The 22,033-nt window shown below is 37.0% G+C and carries 18 protein-coding genes; 12 read left to right on the forward strand and 6 right to left on the reverse strand.

Going from position 1 to position 22,033, the window contains the following annotated elements:
- The first annotated feature begins 4 nt into the window (after nucleotides 1–4).
- The 7 genes from BWI92_RS13625 (at nucleotide 5) to BWI92_RS13655 (ending at nucleotide 6,522) form a co-directional block, all read left to right on the forward strand.
- The gene (locus BWI92_RS13625) at nucleotides 5–1,342 is read left to right on the forward strand and encodes a DUF3237 family protein (RefSeq protein ID WP_095163812.1); all 1,338 of its coding nucleotides are present in this window, start codon (nucleotides 5–7) and stop codon (nucleotides 1,340–1,342) included.
- A gap of 120 nt (nucleotides 1,343–1,462) precedes the next feature.
- A complete protein-coding gene (locus tag BWI92_RS13630; protein ID WP_095163813.1) occupies nucleotides 1,463–2,491 on the forward strand; it encodes an alpha/beta hydrolase family protein in 1,029 nt (342 codons plus the stop codon).
- Between the two features lie 17 nt (nucleotides 2,492–2,508).
- Nucleotides 2,509–3,804, forward strand: coding sequence for a CitMHS family transporter (locus BWI92_RS13635; RefSeq protein WP_095163814.1), 1,296 nt, complete (start codon nucleotides 2,509–2,511; stop codon nucleotides 3,802–3,804).
- Nucleotides 3,805–3,807: 3 nt separating this feature from the next.
- Nucleotides 3,808–5,154: an acyclic terpene utilization AtuA family protein gene (locus BWI92_RS13640; protein ID WP_095163815.1), complete on the forward strand. Its 1,347-nt coding sequence runs from the start codon at nucleotides 3,808–3,810 to the stop codon at nucleotides 5,152–5,154.
- On the forward strand, nucleotides 5,151–5,450 hold the full coding sequence (locus BWI92_RS13645; RefSeq protein ID WP_095163816.1) for a hypothetical protein: 300 nt from the start codon (nucleotides 5,151–5,153) through the stop codon (nucleotides 5,448–5,450). The genes BWI92_RS13640 and BWI92_RS13645 overlap by 4 nt, the downstream gene beginning before the upstream one ends.
- Before the next feature lie 162 nt (nucleotides 5,451–5,612).
- Nucleotides 5,613–6,092 carry a glutathione peroxidase gene (locus BWI92_RS13650; RefSeq protein WP_095163817.1) on the forward strand — a complete coding sequence of 160 codons (480 nt, stop codon included), beginning with the start codon at nucleotides 5,613–5,615 and terminating at the stop codon, nucleotides 6,090–6,092.
- 1 nt (nucleotide 6,093) lies between these two features.
- Nucleotides 6,094–6,522 carry a MarR family winged helix-turn-helix transcriptional regulator gene (locus BWI92_RS13655; protein ID WP_095163818.1) on the forward strand — a complete coding sequence of 143 codons (429 nt, stop codon included), beginning with the start codon at nucleotides 6,094–6,096 and terminating at the stop codon, nucleotides 6,520–6,522.
- 372 nt (nucleotides 6,523–6,894) lie between these two features.
- Here the strand turns inward: BWI92_RS13655 and BWI92_RS13660 are convergent, their stop codons facing one another.
- Nucleotides 6,895–7,440, reverse strand: coding sequence for a hypothetical protein (locus BWI92_RS13660; RefSeq protein WP_141234779.1), 546 nt, complete (start codon nucleotides 7,438–7,440; stop codon nucleotides 6,895–6,897).
- A gap of 450 nt (nucleotides 7,441–7,890) precedes the next feature.
- Between BWI92_RS13660 and BWI92_RS13665 the strand changes: the two genes are divergently transcribed.
- From BWI92_RS13665 to BWI92_RS27320, 4 genes are all read left to right on the forward strand, one after another.
- Nucleotides 7,891–9,411: a SulP family inorganic anion transporter gene (locus tag BWI92_RS13665; RefSeq protein WP_095163873.1), complete on the forward strand. Its 1,521-nt coding sequence runs from the start codon at nucleotides 7,891–7,893 to the stop codon at nucleotides 9,409–9,411.
- Between the two features lie 308 nt (nucleotides 9,412–9,719).
- Entirely contained in the window at nucleotides 9,720–11,369 is a 1,650-nt protein-coding gene (locus BWI92_RS13670; RefSeq protein WP_095163820.1) for a glycoside hydrolase family 28 protein, read from the forward strand.
- Between the two features lie 71 nt (nucleotides 11,370–11,440).
- Entirely contained in the window at nucleotides 11,441–11,632 is a 192-nt protein-coding gene (locus tag BWI92_RS13675; RefSeq protein WP_095163821.1) for a cold-shock protein, read from the forward strand.
- Nucleotides 11,633–11,890: 258 nt separating this feature from the next.
- Complete coding sequence (locus BWI92_RS27320) at nucleotides 11,891–12,055, forward strand: hypothetical protein (protein ID WP_166577609.1); 165 nt, start codon at nucleotides 11,891–11,893, stop codon at nucleotides 12,053–12,055.
- Between the two features lie 81 nt (nucleotides 12,056–12,136).
- Here the strand turns inward: BWI92_RS27320 and BWI92_RS13680 are convergent, their stop codons facing one another.
- Nucleotides 12,137–12,589 carry a cold shock domain-containing protein gene (locus BWI92_RS13680; protein WP_095163822.1) on the reverse strand — a complete coding sequence of 151 codons (453 nt, stop codon included), beginning with the start codon at nucleotides 12,587–12,589 and terminating at the stop codon, nucleotides 12,137–12,139.
- A 369-nt stretch (nucleotides 12,590–12,958) separates the two neighbouring features.
- Between BWI92_RS13680 and BWI92_RS13685 the strand changes: the two genes are divergently transcribed.
- Entirely contained in the window at nucleotides 12,959–14,425 is a 1,467-nt protein-coding gene (locus tag BWI92_RS13685; protein WP_095163823.1) for a Gfo/Idh/MocA family protein, read from the forward strand.
- 161 nt (nucleotides 14,426–14,586) lie between these two features.
- On the opposite strand, the gene BWI92_RS13690 is transcribed toward BWI92_RS13685, so the two are convergent.
- The 4 genes from BWI92_RS13690 to BWI92_RS13705 all read right to left on the reverse strand — a co-directional run bounded on the left by BWI92_RS13690 (nucleotide 14,587) and on the right by BWI92_RS13705 (nucleotide 22,012).
- Entirely contained in the window at nucleotides 14,587–15,315 is a 729-nt protein-coding gene (locus BWI92_RS13690; RefSeq protein ID WP_229241951.1) for a GLPGLI family protein, read from the reverse strand.
- A gap of 54 nt (nucleotides 15,316–15,369) precedes the next feature.
- Nucleotides 15,370–18,183, reverse strand: coding sequence for a TonB-dependent receptor (locus BWI92_RS13695; RefSeq protein WP_176464420.1), 2,814 nt, complete (start codon nucleotides 18,181–18,183; stop codon nucleotides 15,370–15,372).
- A gap of 187 nt (nucleotides 18,184–18,370) precedes the next feature.
- Complete coding sequence (locus tag BWI92_RS13700; protein WP_095163874.1) at nucleotides 18,371–19,117, reverse strand: GLPGLI family protein; 747 nt, start codon at nucleotides 19,115–19,117, stop codon at nucleotides 18,371–18,373.
- Nucleotides 19,118–19,207: 90 nt separating this feature from the next.
- Nucleotides 19,208–22,012, reverse strand: coding sequence for a TonB-dependent receptor (locus tag BWI92_RS13705; RefSeq protein WP_095163826.1), 2,805 nt, complete (start codon nucleotides 22,010–22,012; stop codon nucleotides 19,208–19,210).
- Between the last annotated feature and the right edge of the window lie 21 nt (nucleotides 22,013–22,033).

Raw genomic sequence — 22,033 nt, forward strand, 5'->3', positions numbered from 1 at the left:
TACTATGAAAAAAATAGTTACCTGTATCTTAGGTCTAATACTCGGATATACAGCTCATGCACAAGAAGTTATCCGATTGTACGAAGGTAAAGCCCCAGGTTCAGAAAGCTGGACTTGGCAAGAATCAGTGTTAACCAATGCTAATTGGGGTGGTCGAACTGCCTATAATATTGTTGATCCAACGATTACAGCCTATTTACCAAATCCAAGCAAAGCAAATGGAACAGCCATAGTCGTTGCGCCGGGAGGAGCTTTTCATACTTTGTCGATGGATAATGAAGGAGTTGATGTAGCCAAATGGTTGAATGAAAGAGGTATTGCGGCATTCGTCTTGAAATACCGAGTAGCACGCTCTTTTACAGAAAATCCTATCACCGAGTTGATGGGTAAAATGAGTAATATGAAGGCGCTCGACCAAGAAAATGCGGCTGTAATTCCTTTGGCTACACAAGATGGACGTAAGGCAATTCAGTATATTCGTCAGAATGCAGAGAAATTTCATATCAATCCAAGCAAAGTTGGCATGATGGGATTCTCGGCAGGAGGAACATTAACCATGTCGGTAGTTTATACAGCCAATGATGCTGAAAGACCCAATTTTGTTGCCCCAATTTATGCCTACGAAAAAGCTATTTTAGGTAATAAAGTTCCAACTCAACCGACGCCAATTTTTGTGGCAGCCGCTTCGGATGACCAACTAGGTTTTACCTTGCATAGTTCTTCTATTTACAGCAAATGGACGAAAGCCAAACAACCAGCCGAGTTACATATTTACGAAAAAGGGGGACATGGATTCGGTATGAGTAAGAAAAATATTCCTACCGATACATGGATAGAACGCTTTGGAGATTGGCTACAATTACATGGCTTGACAACTCCCGAACCGCCAGCGCCAGGCTTAGCTTTTTTCTGTGAAATAAAAGTATTACTAAGCGAAGCCCTCACAGTAGGTCAGACACCACATGGACTACGACGCATTATCCCAATTGTAGGAGGTACTTTCGAAGGCCCAAGTATCAAAGGACAGGTATTGTCGGGTGGTGCCGATTGGCAAATTGTGAGAAGCGATGGCGTAGCAGAATTAGATGCAAATTACCAAATCAAAACAGATGATGGGGTTATTATTTATGTAAAAAATAATGGATTGAGAGTGGCCTCTCCTGAAATCGCAGCCAAAATTGCCAAAGGCGAGAATGTAGATCCTTCACAATATTATTTTAGAACGATTCCGACACTAGAAGCACCCAAAGGAAGATATGAATGGGTAAATAATAGTTTATTTTTATGTAAAGGAATCCGTAAACCCGATCATGTATTGATTCAAATTTGGGCGGTGAAATAGAATTAAAATCCACAGGCACAAAGTGATAAAAGTTGTAAAACAACAATTCACTTTGTGCCTTAGTGCCTTTTCACATTACCCTTTTTAAAACATATCTATCCAAAAAACACATTTTAAATTATGAAAAGAATTCTTTTACTCTTCTTTACTTGTCTGTGTTTCAGGCAGGCAAATGCACAAAGTATTCAGGGGAAAGTTGAAAGCTTTGTGATTAATGCTAAAACTTTACAAAATACAGGTGGAGAAAACCCTAATCGTAAAATCTCGGTATATCTTCCTCCGAATTACGAAAGCACACAAAAAAGATTTCCCGTGGTGTACTATTTACATGGCTTCATGGGTAATGATAGTATCACAACAGGCATGAAAGCGATTTTGGATAAGAGTATTGCTCAAGCCAAAATCCGCCCTTTTATTTTGGTTATTGCCAGTCAATATACCCTTTTTGATGGCAGTTTTTATAGTAATTCAGCCCTGACAGGAAACTGGTCTGAATTTGAAGCTAAAGAATTGGTTACCAATATCGACCGCAAATACAGAACCCTTGCCAACCGCAATAGCAGAGGTATTGGCGGACATTCGATGGGAGGTTACGGAGCTATCAAAATCGGAATGTTGTACCCAGAAGTATTTAGTTCTGTATACGCCATGAGTCCAGGGTTATTGATGATGGTCAAAGAATTTGGTGCTAATAGCGATTCATTTAAGGAACTCTCGAAAATAAAAACAGTCGAAGAATTACGAAAAACCTATTATCCTAAAGTATTGGTCGCTGTGGGACGAGCATGGTCTCCCAATTCAGCCAACCCACCTTTTTATTGTGATATGCCTTTTACCTATCAAGGCGACAGTCTGCAAGTAAATCAGGCAGTGGTAGACAAATGGAATGCTAATTTTCCTGTATTGATGGCAGATAAATACGCGGATAATCTTCGTAAACTCAAAGCTATCAAATTGGATTGGGGAAGAAACGACGCCCAGCGCTTTCCGATTCAGTGCGGAGCTTTTAGTCAAAAGTTGGAAAACCTTGGTGTTGAGCATTTTGCAGAAGAGTATATTGGAAATCATGTGAACAAAATTTGGACAAATGATGGTAGAGTTTTGAATGACTTGCTTCCATTTTTTAATGATTATCTGGTTTTTGAATAACATATACGCTCGATAAAATGCTCGCACTATTAGGATTTTCGACCATTGCTATTTTCTTATTTTTAATCATTACCAAACGTCTTTCTGTGATTACTGCTTTGGTAATCGTACCGCTTTTGGCAGGGATTATTGCAGGATTTTCTCCAAAGGAATTAGGAGAAATGATGCTTGCAGGCATGAAGCAAGTAGCACCAACAGGCATATTGTTAACCTTTGCGGTACTGTATTTTGCCACGATGCTCGATGCTGGACTTTTTGACCCAGTAGTCGCTTTTATCATCAAGTATGTAAAAGGCGATCCGCTCAAAGTTATTCTCGGAACAGCCATATTGACCATGATTGTGCATCTAGATGGCGATGGTACCGCCACTTTTATGATTGTGCTTTCGGCTTTTTTACCTATTTACAAACAGTTAAAAATCAATCGCTTAATATTGCCTTGTATTGTTGCGTTGAGTGTGGGGCCGATGCATCTTGTACCTTGGTCTGGCACTTCGGCACGAGCTATTTCTACACTCAAATCGGATGCAGTACATATTTTCAACCCTAATATTCCTGCAATATTAGCAGGGCTAGCATGGGTTTTATTTGTGGCATATTTTCTAGGAATGAAGGAAAGAAAACGATTAGGAGTAGTAGATTTTGCCTATAATCATCAGGAAAATTTAACTGAAAATGAAAGAAGTTTACGTCGCCCAAAACTCATTATCCTCAATGCTATCTTGACGATTAGTTTAATTGTGATACTCATCAAAGGGCTCATTCCTGCGCCTGTGTTGTTTCTACTGGCAAGTATGTTGGCGCTGTTAATCAACTACCCTAGACTGAACGACCAACAAAAAGTATTGCGTGGTCACGGTATGAATATTTTTCTGGTATCGAGTATGATATTTGTGGCGGGAATCTTTTCTGGAATTCTTACAGGTACAAAAATGATTGATGCTATGGCCAACGAATTGGTATCTTTGATTCCTCAGCATCATGCCAATCTTTTGCCTTTACTTACAGCGATTACAAGTTTGCCTGCAAGTATTCTCTTCACGCCAGATGCCTACTACTTTGGTGTAGTGCCTATTTTGAGTCAAACTGCAACACAATTTCACTTAGATTCATTAGAAATAGGGCGCGCTGCTTTGCTTGGACAAATGACGGTTGGTTTTCCGATAAGTCCATTGACAGCATCTACTTTTTTATTGATTGGTTTGACAGAAGTAGATTTGGGAGAACATCAAAAGTTTACCTTCAAATGGGCTTGGGGTACTACTCTTGTGATGACGATTATGGCTTTATTGACAGGTTCGATACATATTTAGCAAATGAAAAAAGATAAAATAAGAATAGGATGCGGAGCAGGTTTTTCTGGTGATCGGATTGAGCCAGCGCTTGTATTGGCCGAGCAAGGCGAATTGGATTATCTTGTGCTAGAATGTCTGGCCGAAAGAACGATAGCTTTAGCTCAAAAAAGAAAATTACAAGATGCTTCCAAAGGTTACGACCCGCATTTAGAGAAGCGAATCAAATCATTATTGCCATTATTAGTAAAAAATCAAATAAAGCTTATTACTAATATGGGAGCGGCAAACCCATTGGCAGCCGCCCACAAAGTCATTGAGATAGCCAAAGAATTGAATTTACCCATCAAAGTAGCAGCCGTGACAGGAGATGATGCAACACAATGGGTAAGAAATAGCTCAACCCATTTTACCATTTTGGAAAATGGTCAAGCATTAAACGACTATGAAGTGATTTCTATCAATGCCTATATGGGTGTTGAAGGAATTTTGGAGGCATTAACGGCTGATGCACAAGTTATTATTACAGGAAGAGTGTCTGATCCTTCATTGTTTTTAGCACCCATGATTCATGAATTTGACTGGCAAATGGATGATTATGATTTGTTGGGAAAAGGCACCGTGATTGGACACTTACTCGAATGTGCAGGACATATTACTGGAGGGTATTTTGCTGAACCCATCATGAAACCAATAGAAGGACTGGCAACTTTGGGACACCCTTTTGCCGATATTTATGCCGATGGTTCTGCTATTATTAGTAAAGTAAAGGGCACTGGAGGTAAAATTACGCTGCAAACTACCAAAGAACAGCTTTTGTACGAGGTCATCAACCCACATGAATATTATACTCCTGATGTAATCGCTGATTTTACAACCGTTAAATTGGAAGAAATTGGCGAAAATCAAGTTTGGGTAACAGGTGGTACGGGCAAAACTAAACCATCAACTTACAAAGCAAGTGTTGGCTATAAAGCATTTTATCTTGGCGAAGGTGAAATTTCTTATGCTGGATTCAACGCCGTCGGGCGAGCCAAACTAGCGGGTGAAGTTTTATCCCAAAGATTAAAGCCTCAATTCGAAGCATTTAGAATAGATTACATTGGCTTAAATGCTATTTTTCGAGAAGAATTTAGTGCTAAAATGAAAGTAGAGGAGTCCTATTTACCCGAAGTAAGATTGAGAGTATCGGGAAAAGCCTCAACTGCCGAGGAAGCCTTATTGATTGGAGAAGAAGTTGAAGCACTCTATACCAATGGTCCTGCGGCTGGTGGGGGTGTTCGAAAAAATGTGAACGAAGTGATAGGCATCGTCTCTATTTTGATTGACAGAAATGTATTGAAAGCAAACGTAGACACTCTAAGCGCATGAAACTTTACGAAATAGCCCACAGCAGAGCAGGTGACAAAGGCAATACTCTTACGCTATCACTGATTCCTTTCAAAGAGTCTGATTATGAACTACTTTGCACTCAAATTACAGTGCAAAAAGTACAAGAACATCTACAAGGCATTGTAGAAGGAGAGATTATTCGATACGAATTACCCAATATTTCATCATTGCTATTTGTTTGTCAACAAGCATTATTGGGTGGAGTTACCACCTCTTTGGCGATAGATACCCATGGTAAAACATTGAGCTATGCCCTTCTTGAAATGGAAGTCTAATTACATATACAGTAGTTTTCTAAATACCCCACTTAAATCCGAATCCATTCTTAAAACCATCAAATCTACTATTCTAGTAAGATTTGATGGTTTTTTTTGTAAAATGAAAAAATCTATTTTACATTTACATCGTACACGATATAATTGTAAAAAATCAAAATAATGGAGCAGAAATTTTATGACTTGTCAGCTAAGACACCTGCTGGCAAAGAAGTCTCAATGTCGGAGTTTGCAGGTAAGGCTGTACTAATAGTCAATACCGCCACTAAGTGTGGACTTACGCCACAATTTGAAGGATTAGAACATTTACATCAAAAATACAAAGACCAAGGTTTGGTAGTTTTGGGATTCCCATGCAATCAATTTGCGGGACAAGAGCCAGAAACTAATGATACCATCGAGCAAGTTTGCCAAATGAATCATGGTGTTACTTTTCAGTTAATGGCAAAATGCGATGTAAACGGAGACGGTACCCATCCTGTTTTTAAATATCTAAAAAGTAAAAAAGGAGGTTTGTTGGGAAGCAGTATCAAATGGAACTTTACAAAATTTTTAGTTGATAAAAAGGGAAGGGTAATAAAGCGTTATGCCCCAGTTACCAAACCTGAAGCGATTGAGGACGATATTCGTAAGGCTTTGTAATATGTCAGAAGAATCAGAAGTATTGAAGCTCGAAAGACAACTTTGCTTTCCATTATACACAGCTTCTCGACTTACGACCCAATGTTATCAACCAATTCTTCAAGAATTAAATCTTACTTACCCTCAATACTTGGTTATGTTGGTTCTGTGGGAAAAAAATAATTTGAGTCTTTCAGACATTGCTCAAAAATTATTTTTGCAGTCTAATACTTTAACTCCTTTACTGAAGCGGATGGAAGAATTAGGCTTGTTGACCAGAACACGATCTAAACAAGACGAGCGTAGTATCTGTATCTCCTTGACTGAAACGGGTGAAAAACTCAAGATACAAGCTGAACAAGTACCTTCTAGGTTAACGCAACAAATATCTTTAACCAGAGATGAAGCCATTCAACTACATACCTTATTATATAAGCTCATACAGGGTTAACAAAATACCTACAGCCGATTCTCTCAAGAATCGGCTGTTTTTGTACCATTAAGTTATTTATTTTACTTAAATGGTATTTTGAAAATCGGTATAGAAGAATGCATCTATATTTAAACCATATTTCTTCGGAAAATAATATTTGAAAACTGTACCCGAAATGGAGGGTTAAAATTCACGCTAATCTTATACCAAAATCGTAACAGTGATTAATAGAGTCTTTGTTGGATTATCTAAGATTTGAAAAACAAACAAGAAGTCCCTTCTTGAACTGATTAGAGTAGGATAAAACAAAGCACAGAAAAGTTAGAGCAAAAGGAATGATTTAATTTCAACTATACTGAAAAATAGAAAAATGATAAGGGTTCTTTCAAATCATTTTAATTTCACATCAAAACGACCATTTTTGATAGTCATTTTTTCTAACTTGTTTTTTGTATAGATATTTCCTTCAAAGGTTCCAGAAGCGATTTTACTTATTGTATCTAATTTTATGATTTTAACTAATGGTGGGTTCAGTGTGTCGATAAAGTCATACTTTTTGCTTTTCAAGAAATCTTCAAATGATGCGCTCGAAATAGGAAATGTTCCAGTTTTTAAGAGGTCTTTGTTATAGATATCAATACTCAGTTGTTGATCTGTATTTGAATAAGTCATTTGTCCATAAATTCTCAAAACTGCATTATCCTTTTTTTGATATAGGTAAAATAAAGAAAATACCTCATTCTTTATTGTCGATGAATACGGACCTTTCCGATTGCCATCATTTTGCCAAACCAAATCATTTGCCAAACACCCGAAAGTATTTGCGCCAACAGTAGTTATTTCGGGTAATGTTGCATTTTTAGGCTCAGGTAGAGCTTTGTAACAAGATTCGAGAGTGAAGTGTAAAAATAGGCATACTACCATGAACTTTTTCATTTTCGTAAATTTAAAGTGTTTATTTGAATGCGGTATGTGTAATACTTAATCAATTGAAAATATAAGATATTGATAATTAAAATTTTTCATTTGCAACTTATAATTCTGCACACATACATAGTTCAAATATATGAAATTAAAAATAGATTGTGCTACAAATAAATCATCACATTAACACCATCTGAATCCCTTCGACTAAATAGATTCTCAAAAATTTTCTCATGAATAAATTGTATTATTCAAATAGCACCAACTGATTTAGAGAGCTTGTTTGTACTTTTACATTATGATTGATAAAATGATTACATACGATAACCTTCTTACTCCACCTTGAGTCATTTCTTGACCCAATTTTCCTTCCTTGATTTGTTTCGTTATTAAGGTACATTTTTCTAGTACATTCATTAAAACATCATCGCCCTTTGGCTGATGATAGACTATTCTCTAGCAATGACTCAGTTATTCAATTTTAAACAAAAAGTAGACTATAAAACAGAAATTCTGGCAGGATTGACGGTAGCGATGACCATGATTCCAGAATCTCTTTCTTTTGCTATCTTGGCAAAGCTTCCACCTTTGGTTGGTTTATATGGTGCCTTCATTATGGGTCTCATAACTTCTATTTTTGGAGGTAGGCCAGGCCTTATTTCAGGAGGAGCAGGAGCAACCGTGGTTGTACTTATCGCTCTGATGAATTCTCATGGACTCGATTATGTATTCGCTGCTATTATCCTTGGCGGAATTTTTCAATTATTAGTAGGTGTGTTTCGTTTGGGGAAATTTATTAGACTGGTTCCACAACCCGTTATGTATGGATTTGTGAATGGCTTGGCTGTCATTATTTTTATGGCTCAGTTGGAACAATTCAAAACTGTGGTTGACGGGCATTTGGTATGGTTGTCAGGTTCAAATCTCTATACAATGTTAGGATTAGTAGCTCTTACTATAATCATTGTGCTGGGCTTTCCTCGAATTACCAAAGCTGTTCCATCTTCGCTAGTCGCAATTATAGTTGTTGGCTTTATTGTATTTTTCTTTAAAATAGATACTAAAACCGTAAAAGATATTGCATCGGTAAGTGGCGGTTTACCGCCTTTTCATATTCCTCAAGTGCCACTTACTTTTGAGACATTACAAATTATATTCCCCTATGGTTTGGTAATGGGTGGTGTAGGTCTAACAGAGGGACTTCTTACGCTCAACGTGGTCGATGAAATCACTGAAACAAGGGGAGACGGAAATCGAGAGTCTCTAGCTCAAGGCGCCGCTAATATCCTCAACGGCTTTTTCTTTGGCATGGGGGGCTGTCCGATGATTGCTCAGACTTTAGTAAATATTTCAGCTGGCGCACGTGCCAGACTTTCGGGTATCGTGGCGGCTTTTACGATTCTGTCAATAATTCTTTTTGCGTCTCCAATCATTGAAGCATTGCCTATGGCAGCCTTAACAGGTGTAATGATGATGGTGGCAATGGGTACGTTTGAATGGATGAGTTTGAAAATTATCAATAAAATGCCTAAAGCGGATATTGTTGTAGGAGTTTTAGTCGCATTGATTACTATTTGGCTTCACAATTTGGCATTAGCAGTCCTTATTGGTGTGATTATCTCTGCATTAGTATTTGCTTGGGAAAGCGCCAAACGCATCCGTGCACGAAAGTTTATGGATGATAATGGCGTAAAACACTATGAAATTTATGGCCCATTATTTTTTGGTTCTACCAGTGCTTTTATGGAAAAGTTTGATGTCCAAAATGACCCACAAGAAATCATCATTGATTTTAAAGAAAGTCGTATATCGGATATGAGCGCCATAGATGCCGTAAATAAATTGACAGAAAAATATTTAAAATTAAACAAAACGGTTCATTTACGTCATTTAAGTGCTGACTGTCGCCAACTACTCCACAATGCTGATAAAGTAATAGATGTCAACATCATCGATGATCCCACTTATCCTGTCATGGAATAAGTATAAATTATCAACGTAAACAGTCGCAGAAGTCCAAGAAGAAAGAATCTTCCTCTTCTTGGACTTCTGTATTTAATTGAAAAGCCTTCTTTGAAAATCGATAAAACTGGCAACGTTGCCGGTAACGATTGCACTAAAAAAGACAGTTTTTTATTTGTTAAGTTCAATATTGAAGTCCAATTTCGAAGTGAAAAGCATTGATTTTAGTTCAATTGCCTTTAAACCCCATTTCATTTAGGGACTTTCTTGGATAAATATTCTGTATACAACCAAGATTGAACTATGTCATTTAATCATTTAGACGGTTTATGAAAACTCATTTTCTTCGTTGGGCTGCAGCCTTGGTTGTAGCTACTCCTCTTGCCAGTTTAGCGCAAAAAACTCCATCTTATAGCTGGAATAATTTGCCGAAAATTACTCAACCAAGTTTCAAAAAAGATACCCTCAATATTCAGAAATTAGGTGCTAAACCAGACGGTGTTACACTCAATACCGAGACCATCAATAACGCTATTAATACGATAAGCAAAAAAGGTGGTGGCGTTGTATTGGTTCCCAAAGGCATCTGGCTAACAGGACCTATTGAGTTGAAAAGCAATGTTAATTTGCATATTCAAAAATCAGCTATCGTACTTTTTACAGGTGATAAAAGCCAATATGCGCTCGTAGAGGGTTCTTATGAAGGTAAAAAAGCTGCTCGTAACCAATCTCCAATTTCGGCAACAGGCGTTGAAAATATTGCTATTACAGGCAAAGGCATTATCGACGGAAACGGAGATGTGTGGCGTGCCGTTAATAAAGCTCAATTGACAGAAGGGCAATGGAAAGAGAAAGTAGCTTCGGGGGGTGTTGTTAGAGCCGACGGCAAGGCCTGGTATCCAAGCGAACAATTTTTGAAGGCTAGTGTTGAAGGCAAAAGTATGCTACTCACAGATGGTAAAAAACCTGCCGATTTTGCCGATATGAAAGATTTTCTTCGTCCTAATTTGTTGGTTTTGACACAATGTAAAAAGGTTTTAATAGATGGTGTTACTTTTCAAAACTCGCCAGCTTGGTGCTTACACCCCTTGATGACTGAAAATTTGACGATTAGAAATGTCGTAGTCAAAAATCCTGAATATGCTCAAAACGGAGATGGAATGGATATCGAATCTTGTAAAAATTTCCTAATTGAAGGTTGTACTTTGGACGTAGGTGATGACGCGATTTGTATTAAATCAGGAAAAGATGAAGAAGGTCGTAAACGTGGTATGCCTACCGAAAATGGGATTATCCGTAACAACGTTGTATATAATGGTCACGGAGGTTTTGTAATCGGAAGCGAAATGAGTGGTGGAGCTCGCAACCTATTTGTGTATGACTGTACGTTTATGGGTACCGATAAAGGGCTACGTTTCAAGTCTGTTCGCGGTCGTGGGGGAGTTGTTGAAAATATTTATGCTAAAAATATTTATATGAAAGATATTGCTCAGGAAGCTATTTTCTTTGATATGTACTATTTTGTAAAGTTCGCCACAGATTCTCCAAGAGATGAACGTCCGATTGTCAATGAAGGAACTCCTATTTTCAGAAATATGAAATTTGAAAATATTGTTTGTCATGGAGCTAAAAAGGGCATCTTTGTGCGTGGATTACCAGAAATGCCTATTCAAAATATTGCTATCGAAAACGCAACTTTGCAAGCAGAAGAGGGAGCTATACTAATAGATGCTAGCGGAATCACTTGTAAAAACGTAGCCTTACTTTCTGAAAAAACTGAACCAGTTATTTCAATAGAAAATAGTCAGAAAGTAACTTTCGAGAATATTGAGGTCAACAAAGGTGCCAAAAGATTCTTTACAATTAGTGGTGAGCGTACCAAAAACATTGCTGTTTCAAAAACAAAATTGGAGCAAGCTAACCAAAAAGTAGAATGGAAAGACGGTGCATTAGAGTCTGTTCTTTCGATAATGCCTTAATTCGGCAATTTTTATCCAAGATATTAGGAATGCTCAACAATTGTTCCGTTATTTGTCAAAAATTAAAACAAATGCAAACAGGAACAGTAAAATTTTTCAATGAGTCAAAAGGTTTTGGCTTCATTTCTCCAGAAAATGGTGGAGAAGACATTTTTGTCCACATTTCAGGATTAGTAGACTCAGTTCGTCAAGACGATAAAGTTCTTTTTGACGTAGCTCAAGGTAAAAGAGGATTAAATGCCGTTAATGTAAAGTTGGCTTAATATATAAGATATAACTGATCATTTCTTTTAAGCACGCCTTTCGAGGTGTGCTTTTTTTTGTCCTAATAAGATGACTATCAATTAATTTGTTTCGTAATATATTACTCTTACCTTTGGTTTAATGAGTAAGCAAAAATAATAGATGAATTTCTCTCTAAAGATATTTTACTTTTATTGTCTCCGACCGACTTCCCTTCTTATTATGCTCCTCTAAGATTTCGTCCATCATTTTAACAGCTCCGAATAGAGCCTTAGGCTATGATAAAAAAAGATAAGAAAGTAAAAGAGAAAAAAGATTTGAGTAGCTACATCACTTGTCTTATTCAAGACCCTGTGAAAGATTTTACGATTTCATTTGATCGTGCTCTTTTGGAAAAAAAGAGGGAGAAATATGGGGATAAATTGATTTTCAATCCTGCTTAGACTAACAAAGAAGAAGTGATTTAGAAAAATATATGGGCAGAAAAAAAGAGTGTTTGAAACAAACACTCTTCATGGAATTAATTAGTTGGCCAATTTGGCAATTTGAACAGCTTTAGGTCCTTTGCTTGAAGGTTCAACCAAAAACTCTACTTGGTCTTGTTCCTTAACTGGCTCTTTCAAATCATTTGCGTGAAAGAATATTTTTTTCTTAGATTTACTATCAATGATAAAACCAAATCTTTTTTGAGTATTAAAGAACTCAACTATTCCTTGATGCGCAGTTTTATCTGCTGGACCTCTTTCGTATCTATCTGATCTTTTTCCCGAAGCGGCATTATCCTCACTTCCCGCAGGTTTTGGAGGCGTAGTTGTTAGATTTCCATATTCATCAACGTAAGCTAACATCTCAGAAAAATCTTTCCCTTTGTTAGAGTTAGTTTTTCTGTCTTCTCTTTTGTCATCTTTCTCTTGACGTTTTTTACGTTTTTTGGATTCTCTGTCTTTTTTGTTTGCCGTTATTTGGGAACTGCTCATATTGGAGGGGTTAAAATGTGATGTCAATCAATATTGACTATACCTGAAGATAGAGAACCAGTGTTGCATAAGGGGGTCATATTAAAATATTTCATTCCAAAAGCTAGTGTGTTACGTCTATCTTACAAAGATAGAAGAATTATATGGGATTATGCTGTATTGAAAGCGAAACATACTGGCTATTGAAATAATAAATTCCCTAACATAAATATAACTACCTCTTTTCAGTGTTGTATGTATTTAACTGGAATATTAGCAAAATATTATTTTTTTGAGAAAAACAATAAATTAAAAAAGTTACCAAATCAGGATAAAAAGGCATATTAATTCGTTTATATTGGGGCACTTTTAACTATCCTCAATTTTACTATGTCAGAAAACTTACAAAATTCAAGGAGAGATTTTCTCAAAAAAGGCGCAGCTGCGGCAGTTGGGAGTTTCTTTATTGTTCCTCGCCATGTGTTAGGTAAGGGATTTATTGCTCCAAGTGACAAACTCAATATTGCAGCTATTGGTGCTGGCGGAAAAGGTCAATCAGATATTATTAATGCTTACAACAATGGTGCTTCTAATGTTGTAGCACTTTGTGATGTGGATTGGGCAAGAGCTAAAACTGCTATTGAAAAATTTCCGAACGCCAAAAAGTTTAGAGATTTTAGAGTAATGTTAGACCAAATGAAGTCTGACATTGATGCTGTAACTATCTCAACACCAGACCACTTCCATGCCTACGCGGCTATGGCATGTATGCAGATGGGCAAGCACGTATATGTACAAAAGCCTTTGACGCACAACATTGCCGAGGCTCGTATGCTTACCAAAGCGGCAAGAAAGTACAAAGTAGTAACTCAAATGGGTAACCAAGGTTCGTCAAACCCACTACAACAAGTAGCAAGTAAATGGTTTGATGATGGTAAAATTGGGACTGTTCATACGGTAAATATTTGGACGAACCGCCCAGTTTGGCCACAAGGTATTCCTGTTCCAACTGAAAAGCCTGCGCTAATCGACTCAATGTCACCTGCAGATTGGGATGTTTGGGTTGGACCAGCTCAGTGGGTTGATTATCATCCTCTTTATCATCCATTCAAATGGAGAGGTTGGTGGAACTTTGGTACAGGTGCTTTGGGAGATATTGGTTGCCATACCATTGATTCGGCATTCCGTATTTTGGGCTTGAGTTACCCAACAGAGGTAGAATGTAGCGTAGGAGCGGTATTTATCAAAGACTGGACTCCTGAGTATATTCCTGAAGGTTGTCCTCCGTCTTCGCACGTAGAAATCAAATTCCCAGCGACCAAGAAAAACAAATCTGCTGTGAAAATGATTTGGATGGATGGTGGTATTCGTCCTATGCACCCAGATTTGATTCCTGCAAATACTCCTATCAGTGACGACGGTGGTGCTAATGGTATTATTTTAACTGGTACAAAAGGTATCATGACCATTGGTATGTATGGTAACAATCCAAAAATCTACTTGAATAATGGTGAAGTTATCGATACGCCAAAATTGACTAACGATCTCAAGTTACCAGAATATGGTCACCAAGTAAGTTGGACAAATGCTTGTAAAGCTGGTTTTGCTAGTAAAGAGCACAAGGAACTTTCTTCATCATTTGACTATTCAGGCCCACTTACTGAAACGGTATTGATGGGTAATTTAGCGATTCGTAGCTATATGTTGCGTAAGAAAAATGAAAAAGGTGGATTTGACTTCTACGGTCGTAACAAGTTGCTGTGGAACGGTGAAGATATGAAGATTACTAACTTCGACGATGCTAACCAGTTTGTGGGTCGTACCTATCGTGAGGGTTGGAAAGTAGTTGATGCGTAGGTAAATAAGTGTCTCATGCTTTTAATAAACCGAGTACAATAATCGTAATCTTATAAAAAAACGGAGGTGCCATCACCTCCGTTTTGCTTTTTAGCCTTTTCATGAATTATGCGAATCAAAAAATTATTCAGCATTCAAAACTCGCAACTCAGCACTCATACCTAGTATCTGATTGACCAAAATGGATTGACCTCTTCTTTGAATTTATCTTTGACATGCTTTTCTATCATTTGCTGATACTTTGCTTCGTTGATTTTACTTCCTTTCAATTTTTTGGGCAAATCTAATTCTGTTGTAAGCTTTTTGAATTCGATCTTCGAGGCTGCAATCACACAAGCACCATCATTTATATCTAGCTCAAGTATGAGCCCAGGCAAACCCCAAAGTCTTTCTGGTCCTGCTTTAGCTTTTATATCTTGAGCAAACCACGCCACTATTACTTGGTTTTTGATGGGATCTTTGATTTGCGCCTTCATACAAATATGACCAGCTACTTCCTTAATATCATTCAGAATTTTCCATTGAGGGCGTTCTAGACTATCTTCAACCACGTAGGTTTTCCCAACAAAATCAATTACGTCTGTGAATATCTCATTTTCGAAGTCTCTATAAATCACAAACTGCTCTTTGCGCCAAGAATATCCATTGGTATTCTCTTCCTTTTCTTCATATTTTGACCCTTTTGGACTAAATAACAAAGTATAAGTTTGAGTACTCATGTCGATATTCCCGAACATGTAGGCATTTTTCTCTTTTTGTTGCTTACTCAAAAAGGTCATTTGATCATTCATCTTCGTCCATGAGGTCGTTCGCTTAAAGGTAACTTCACCTTCATTTTTTTGTGCCTTTGCCCAAATCCCAAAGGCGAGCAAAAGGATTATCAATGTCATTTTTTTCATATAATTTGTGTCTATAATATCTAAATAGATTGAGATATATTTTATCTAAAACATATTATTATTCTTTTTCAATTTAGCATCATGTCCTCTTACGTTATAGGTCAAACTCAACATAAAGTATCTTGCAAGAGTAAACGCTTGCTGATAAGTTACAAAGTTTTGAGAACCCGTTTGGGTGATGGCTTGGCGTCTGTTGAATACGTCAAATGCGGCCAAACGCGCTTCTAAACGGTTATCTTTCATCAATAAGCGACGTATCGAAATGTTTAGAATAGGGATGTCTTGAGAAAAGTTAAATCGATCGTTTTCATAACCTGTATAGTTGAAACTACTTTCTAAAAAGGTTTTCTTGATAAAGCTCCATTTGGCATCAATATTCAACCCTTTGCTAATAATATTCTGATTTTGACGGGTTTCAATTGAATATTTGATGTTATTAATAGAGTAATTTCCGCCTAAAGTCACAAATATTTTATCGCTTGGAGTAATACTAAAACCAATGTTAGCTGAGTAGGCATTACTGTTAGTAGTATTCAAAACTGAGTTTACCAACGTGGGTGTATTTGAGAGATTATAATTCACGCTTAGGTTGGTAGTCCATTTTGTTTTAATAATAGGGAAACTAGAATATAAGGTAGTTCTAAATGACTCGGCACCAGACATATTTTCGGGACGAGTACGTGTGACTAAATTAGCATCAACAGTTTGATTATAAACAATTTGGTTAAGATAGTAATTATAATTCATCCAAAGGTTGATGCTAGTAAAGTTACTTTGATTAAAACGAGACAAACTCAAGCTGACATCATGCGATTTGGTTGGGTTTAAGTTTTGATTTCCCTCTGTAATATAAAAAGGGTTGGTGTTTTGAATAACAGGCTGTAAGGCACTAATACTTGGTGCATTGACATTTATTCCATAACCAAATCGAATGTAGGTACTTTGTTGAGGATTGAAGGTTGCCGTAAAATTAGGGACAATAGCATCATATTGTTTAGAAATCTGAGTTGTCAAATTTCCACCTTCCGACGGATATACCTTTCCTGACAAGTCATATCTTAAAGCAGCCACGCCAAGCGATAGGTTAACACCTTTCTTATTAAAACGTAAACCTGTTCCAATACGATTATAGGTAATTCGGTTTTCGTAATAAGTACTCAAACTATCAAATCGTTGTGTTTCTATGAGGCCATTATAGGCATCGCGACCAACGTTTTGTTGGTTATTAGAAAAATTATAGAAGTTTTCCCAGAAAAAACGCTTTGAGAGTGGTTCCAAATAATTCAAACCTGCTTTTAAAGTCAGTGTACGGTTAGCATTTTGGTTAAGTTGAGCTATGGCACGAATTTGATCGTTGGGATTGCTAGCTTCAAAGAATTGTGTCAACGAACGAATGTTATCGGTTCCATCGGTAGTCGACCTTACAAATGAGCTACTAGCGGCAAATACTCGTCCCACCTTTTTGAATTTATGACGAAAAATAGCCGTACCATTTAGGTTATACGCATTCAGGTTTGAGCTATTGTTAAGATTGATACGGTTTTGTAATTCATTATTGTTATTGATGTATTCTTGACGAGTACCCACAGCACTATTCGAATTACTAAAACGTAAATTAGCTTTGGTAATCAAGGTATTTGTCGAATCAAGCATTTGTTCCCAGCGTCCACTTATGGAGTGGTTGGCTCTAAAACTTACCGTTGAACTGGTATCCAATGTACTAAATGAACCATTTTGAAGGAAGGTTCTTTTATTCTGATTTTGGTCCAAATTCAATTTTGTTTGATTATATACATAGCTGGTACTCAGCTTGGTTTTTTCATGTGTATAATTGTAGTTGACACCACCTCCCAAATTATTAGTAAATCCTCTTCCATTAAAACTACTCAACAAATCATCATCGCCACCAATAAAAAAGGCATCGCCACCACTTCCAAAACCAAAATCACCATTGTCGAAACTGCTGAAAGTATTATTTCCTTTAAACTCGCCATAGTCGCTCCAATTGACCCCCGTTTCGTTGATATTATTGGCATATCCAATGACTGAAAACTGTTCTTTTTTGTTAAAACGGTTGTAATTTCCTCTCAAAACTCCTCGGTCAGAAGTACCTACAGCGCCTGTGATTTTACCAAATTCTCCTTTTTTGAAGTTGTCCTTTAACTCCAAATTGATGGTTTTCTCCTTACTTCCATCGTCTACTCCAGTAATCGTAGCTTGGTCTGATTTGCGATTAAAAACTTGAATTTTTGAAATAGTTTCAGCTCCTAAGTTTTTAGTAGCTGCTTTGGGGTCATCGCCAAAAAATGTTTTACCATCAACGGTCACTTTTTTAACATCATTTCCTTGTGCTTTAATATTTCCACTGCCATCTACCTCAATGCCAGGCAGTTTACGTAATAAATCTTCGACGGTTGACCCTGGTGGAACCTTAAATGAAGCAGCATTATACTCGATAGTATCACCTTTGATACTCAAAGGCGCTTTAGCCGTTCTAACCACCACCTCTAATAATTCTTGTGAAATAGGCTTGATTTTGATAACACCCAAATCATTTACAGCCGTAGCGCTAGCAATGAGATGCTGTTGATACGGTAGAAAACCAACATAAGAGATTTTGAGGAGATAGGGGATGTTTTTAACATTTCTAAATTCAAAAACACCCTTATCGTTGGCGTTGCCAAAATTGACTAAAGATGAGTCTGAGGGAGAAAGTAACATTACCGTGGCATCCGCCAAAACTGTAGAGTTCGTATCTTGAACAATACCTTTGATATTTATACGAGCAGGGTTTTGTGCATATAGCTGTGTAATAGCGAGTAACAACAATACACTTAATAGGACTAGAATTCGATTCATAGGTCTGATTTTTAGATTTAATGGAGGTAAAGAAAGCATTTTGTTTTCTTGATAGAACAAAGATAAGTATATCTACGAACAATTCGTAGATATACTTAAATATTAACATAAAAAATTGAAATTGAAAAAATAATGAGCCAATAAAAGACTATTTAATACTCAACCAATAGTAGTTGAGGAACATGTACTAATATCTTATTACCCAAAACGGATTGATTTCTTCTTTGATTTTTTCCTTGATGAACTTATCAATCATATTTTGGTATTCAGTGTTTGTGATTTTTTTACCCTTTAGTTTTTTAGGTGGTTCGAGTTCTTTGTCGACTTTTTTGAATTCAATTTTAGTGGCAACAACAGTTACGGCACCGTCGTTGATGTCGAGTTCTAAAATCATGCCTGGGAGTCCCCAAAGTCTTTCAGGTCCTGCTTGCGATGGGAGGTCTTGTGCAAACCAAGCCGTAATTTTTTGATTTTTGATCGGATCTTCTACCTGAGCTTTCATACAAATATGTCCAGCTACTTCTTTTAAGTCATTCAAAATTTTCCATTCAGGCAGTTTTAGGCTATCTTCTACGATATAGGTTTTACCTAACATTTCAATGACATCAGTCATGGTATTTTTGGTAAAATTTCGGCCAATACTATACGCTTCTTTGCGCCAAGCATATCCTTCAGACTCTTCGTTTTTCTCTTCAGAATTGACATACTTTGATTCATTATCATTGAAATAGAGAAGGGTATAATTGGCCCAGTCGTCTTTTCCACCAAACATATAAGACATTCTTTCCTTCTCTTGCTTACTTAAATAAGTCAAGGTAGAGTTGAGTTTTGTCCAATAAGTAGTTCTAGTAAAATAAACAACCCCTTCGTTGTTTTGTCCGAATGAGGTAAAATAGGCAATATATAGTAATGCTAAAAGGAATATTTTTTTCATCGAAATAATAGTTTTCTGTTTGTAAGAATAGATTCTCAGTAAGTTGGCAAAAGGCAAAAGAGTATCAACCTCTTTTGCCTTTACGTTTCATTAAAAGAATCCTCCGTTTTTCTTGAGTTTGTCTGAGTGACCTTTAAGGTTATAAGTCAAGCTCAACATAAAGTAACGAGCTAGCGTAAGTGCTTGCTGGTTGCTCACGGTATTGAGGTATCCTGTTTGTACAATAGATTGACGTTTGTTGAAAATATCAAATGCTGCCAAACGTACTTCCATGCGATTTTCTTTCATAAATAATCTTCTAACCGAGGCATTAAGAATAGGTATTTCTTGGTCAAATCCAAAACGATCGTTGCGATAGCTGTTATAATCAAAGCTAGTTTCGAAGAAGGTCTTCTTAGCAAAATTCCATTTTACTGATGTCGATAAGCCCTTGGTACGGATATTTTGGTTTTGATTATTTTCAATCGTGTAAGAAATATTGTTGAATCCAAGATTTCCTTCGATATTCATGATTAGCTTCTCACTTGGTGTAATACTAAAGCCAGCGTTAATCGTGTAATTTTTATTATTGGTTTGATTCACGATGGTATTCACAATGGTTGGCGTGTTAGAAGTATTAATATTTCCCGACAAGTTCATCGTCCATTTGGTTTTGATGATTGGGAAACTAGAATACATACCAAGGTTAAAGCTTTTACCTCCTGACATATTTTCGGGACGAGTTCTTGTCACAAAGTTGGCATCTACTGTTTGGCTGTACACAATCTGGCTCAAGTAATAGCGATACGAAGACCAAATACCAATACTAGCAAAAGTAGCAGGGTCAAACTTAGAAATATCAAAACTCAACTCGTGGTTTTTGGCTGGTAATAAGTCCTGATTACCCGAAGTGATATAGAATGGATTGTTGTTCTGAACCACTGGTTGTAGGTCGGTAATACTTGGAGCTTCTACGTTGAGCGTATAGTTAAAGCCCATATACGCATTGTTTTTGAATTCGATATTAGCAGAAAAGTTTGGCGTCAGAGCTTGATATTGCTTACTGATATTTGCTGTAAGAGGTTTTCCTTTTTGAGGATATACCTTGCCATCCAAGTCATATTGTAATACTGCTAATCCGAATGATAAGTTGATTCCGTCATTTGAATATCTCAAACCTGAACCAACACGGTTGTAGGTAATTTGATTTTGATAATAGGTACTCAAACTATCATAACGTTGTGATTCCAAATTACCATTGAATGCGTCACGTCCTACATTTTGACCGCTGTTGTTGAAGTTATAGAAACTTTCCCAATAGACTTTTTTGGAAAGGGGCTCTAAGTAATTTACCCCAGCTTTAATCATCGTAGTGGTATTGGCATTTTGGTTGAGCTGAGAAATTGCACGAATTTGGTCGTTGACGTTAGTTGCGTTAAAGAAGCGTGTCAACGAGCGAATATTATCTGTTCCATCAGTCGATGAAGTACTTAAGGTGCTACTTGCTGCAAAAGTTCTTCCTTTTTTCTTAAACTTATGGCGATAAATAGCGGTGAAATTAAAGTTATAAGCATTCAGATTAGAGCCATTGTTCATGTTGATACGGTTCTGAACATCTTCTGAATTATTCAAATACTGCTGAACTTGATTCACATTGCTATTACTACCACTAAAACGTAAATTGGTTTTTGCAATGATAGTATTTGAGGAGTCCAACATTTGTTCCAAACGAGCGGCTACGCTATGAGAGTTTCTAAAACTAACTGTATTGTTGGTATCAAGCGTCGTAAAATTGGAGTTTTGGAGGAAAGTTTTCGTACTCTGATATTGGTCGAGGTTTAACTTAGTTTGGTTATAGAAATAACTTGAACTAAACTTTGTCTTTTGGTGAGTGTAGTTGTAGTTGACACCAGTACCGAAGTTGTTAGTAAAGCCTTTTCCGTCAAAATTGTTCAGATAATCACCTTCCATATAATAGAATCTACTGCCATTACCAAAACCAAAATCTCCATTATCGTTAGAATTAAAAGAGTTATTCCCTTTAAATTCACCATAATCACTCCAGTTTACACCTGTTTCGTTGATATTATTGGCATATCCTAACACAGAGAACTGTTCTTTTTTGTTGAAACGGTTGTAATTTCCTCTTAATACGCCACGGTCAGAAGTACCAACAGCAGCTGTAATTTTTCCGAAAGCACCTTTCTTAAATTCGTCTTTCAGTTCAAGATTAATGGTTTTTTCTTTTTTCCCATCGTCAGCGCCCGTCAAAAGCGCTTGGTCAGATTTGCCATTATAGACCTGAACTTTAGAAATAGTTTCGGCGCCTAAGTTTTTGGTGGCAGCTTTGGGATCGTCACCAAAAAATGTTTTTCCGTCAACTAATACTCTTTTTACATCCTTTCCTTGGGCTTTAATATTACCGCTTGCATCAACTTCGATACCAGGGAGACGACGAAGGAGGTCTTCAACCGACGAACCAGGGGGAACTTTGAACGAAGCCGCATTATATTCGACTGTATCACCTTTGATGCTCAATGGAGCTTTAGCAGTTTTTACTACTACTTCTAGAAGTTCTTTAGCAATTGGCTTGATTTTGATAGGACCGAGGTCATTGACCTCACTGGGAAACTCTTTGAGTTTTTGTTGGTAAGGCAAAAATCCCACATAGGAGATTTTAAGCAAATACGAAGCATTTTTTACATTTCTGAATTCGAAGGAACCTTTGTCATTTGCTCTAGCAAAGTTCACCAATGACGAGTCTTTGGGTTGAAGAAGCATGACTGTTGCACCCGTAAGCGTCATAGCACTTGTATCTTGCACAACACCACGAATGGTCACACGAGCAGGATTTTGGGCAAAGAGGTTGTTACATGTAAAAAATAAAGCAATTAATAGAACTAAAGATTTGTTCATAGAATTTTGAATTTTAGATTT

Source organism: Flectobacillus sp. BAB-3569, from assembly GCF_002270355.1.
Classification (GTDB): domain Bacteria; phylum Bacteroidota; class Bacteroidia; order Cytophagales; family Spirosomataceae; genus Flectobacillus; species Flectobacillus roseus.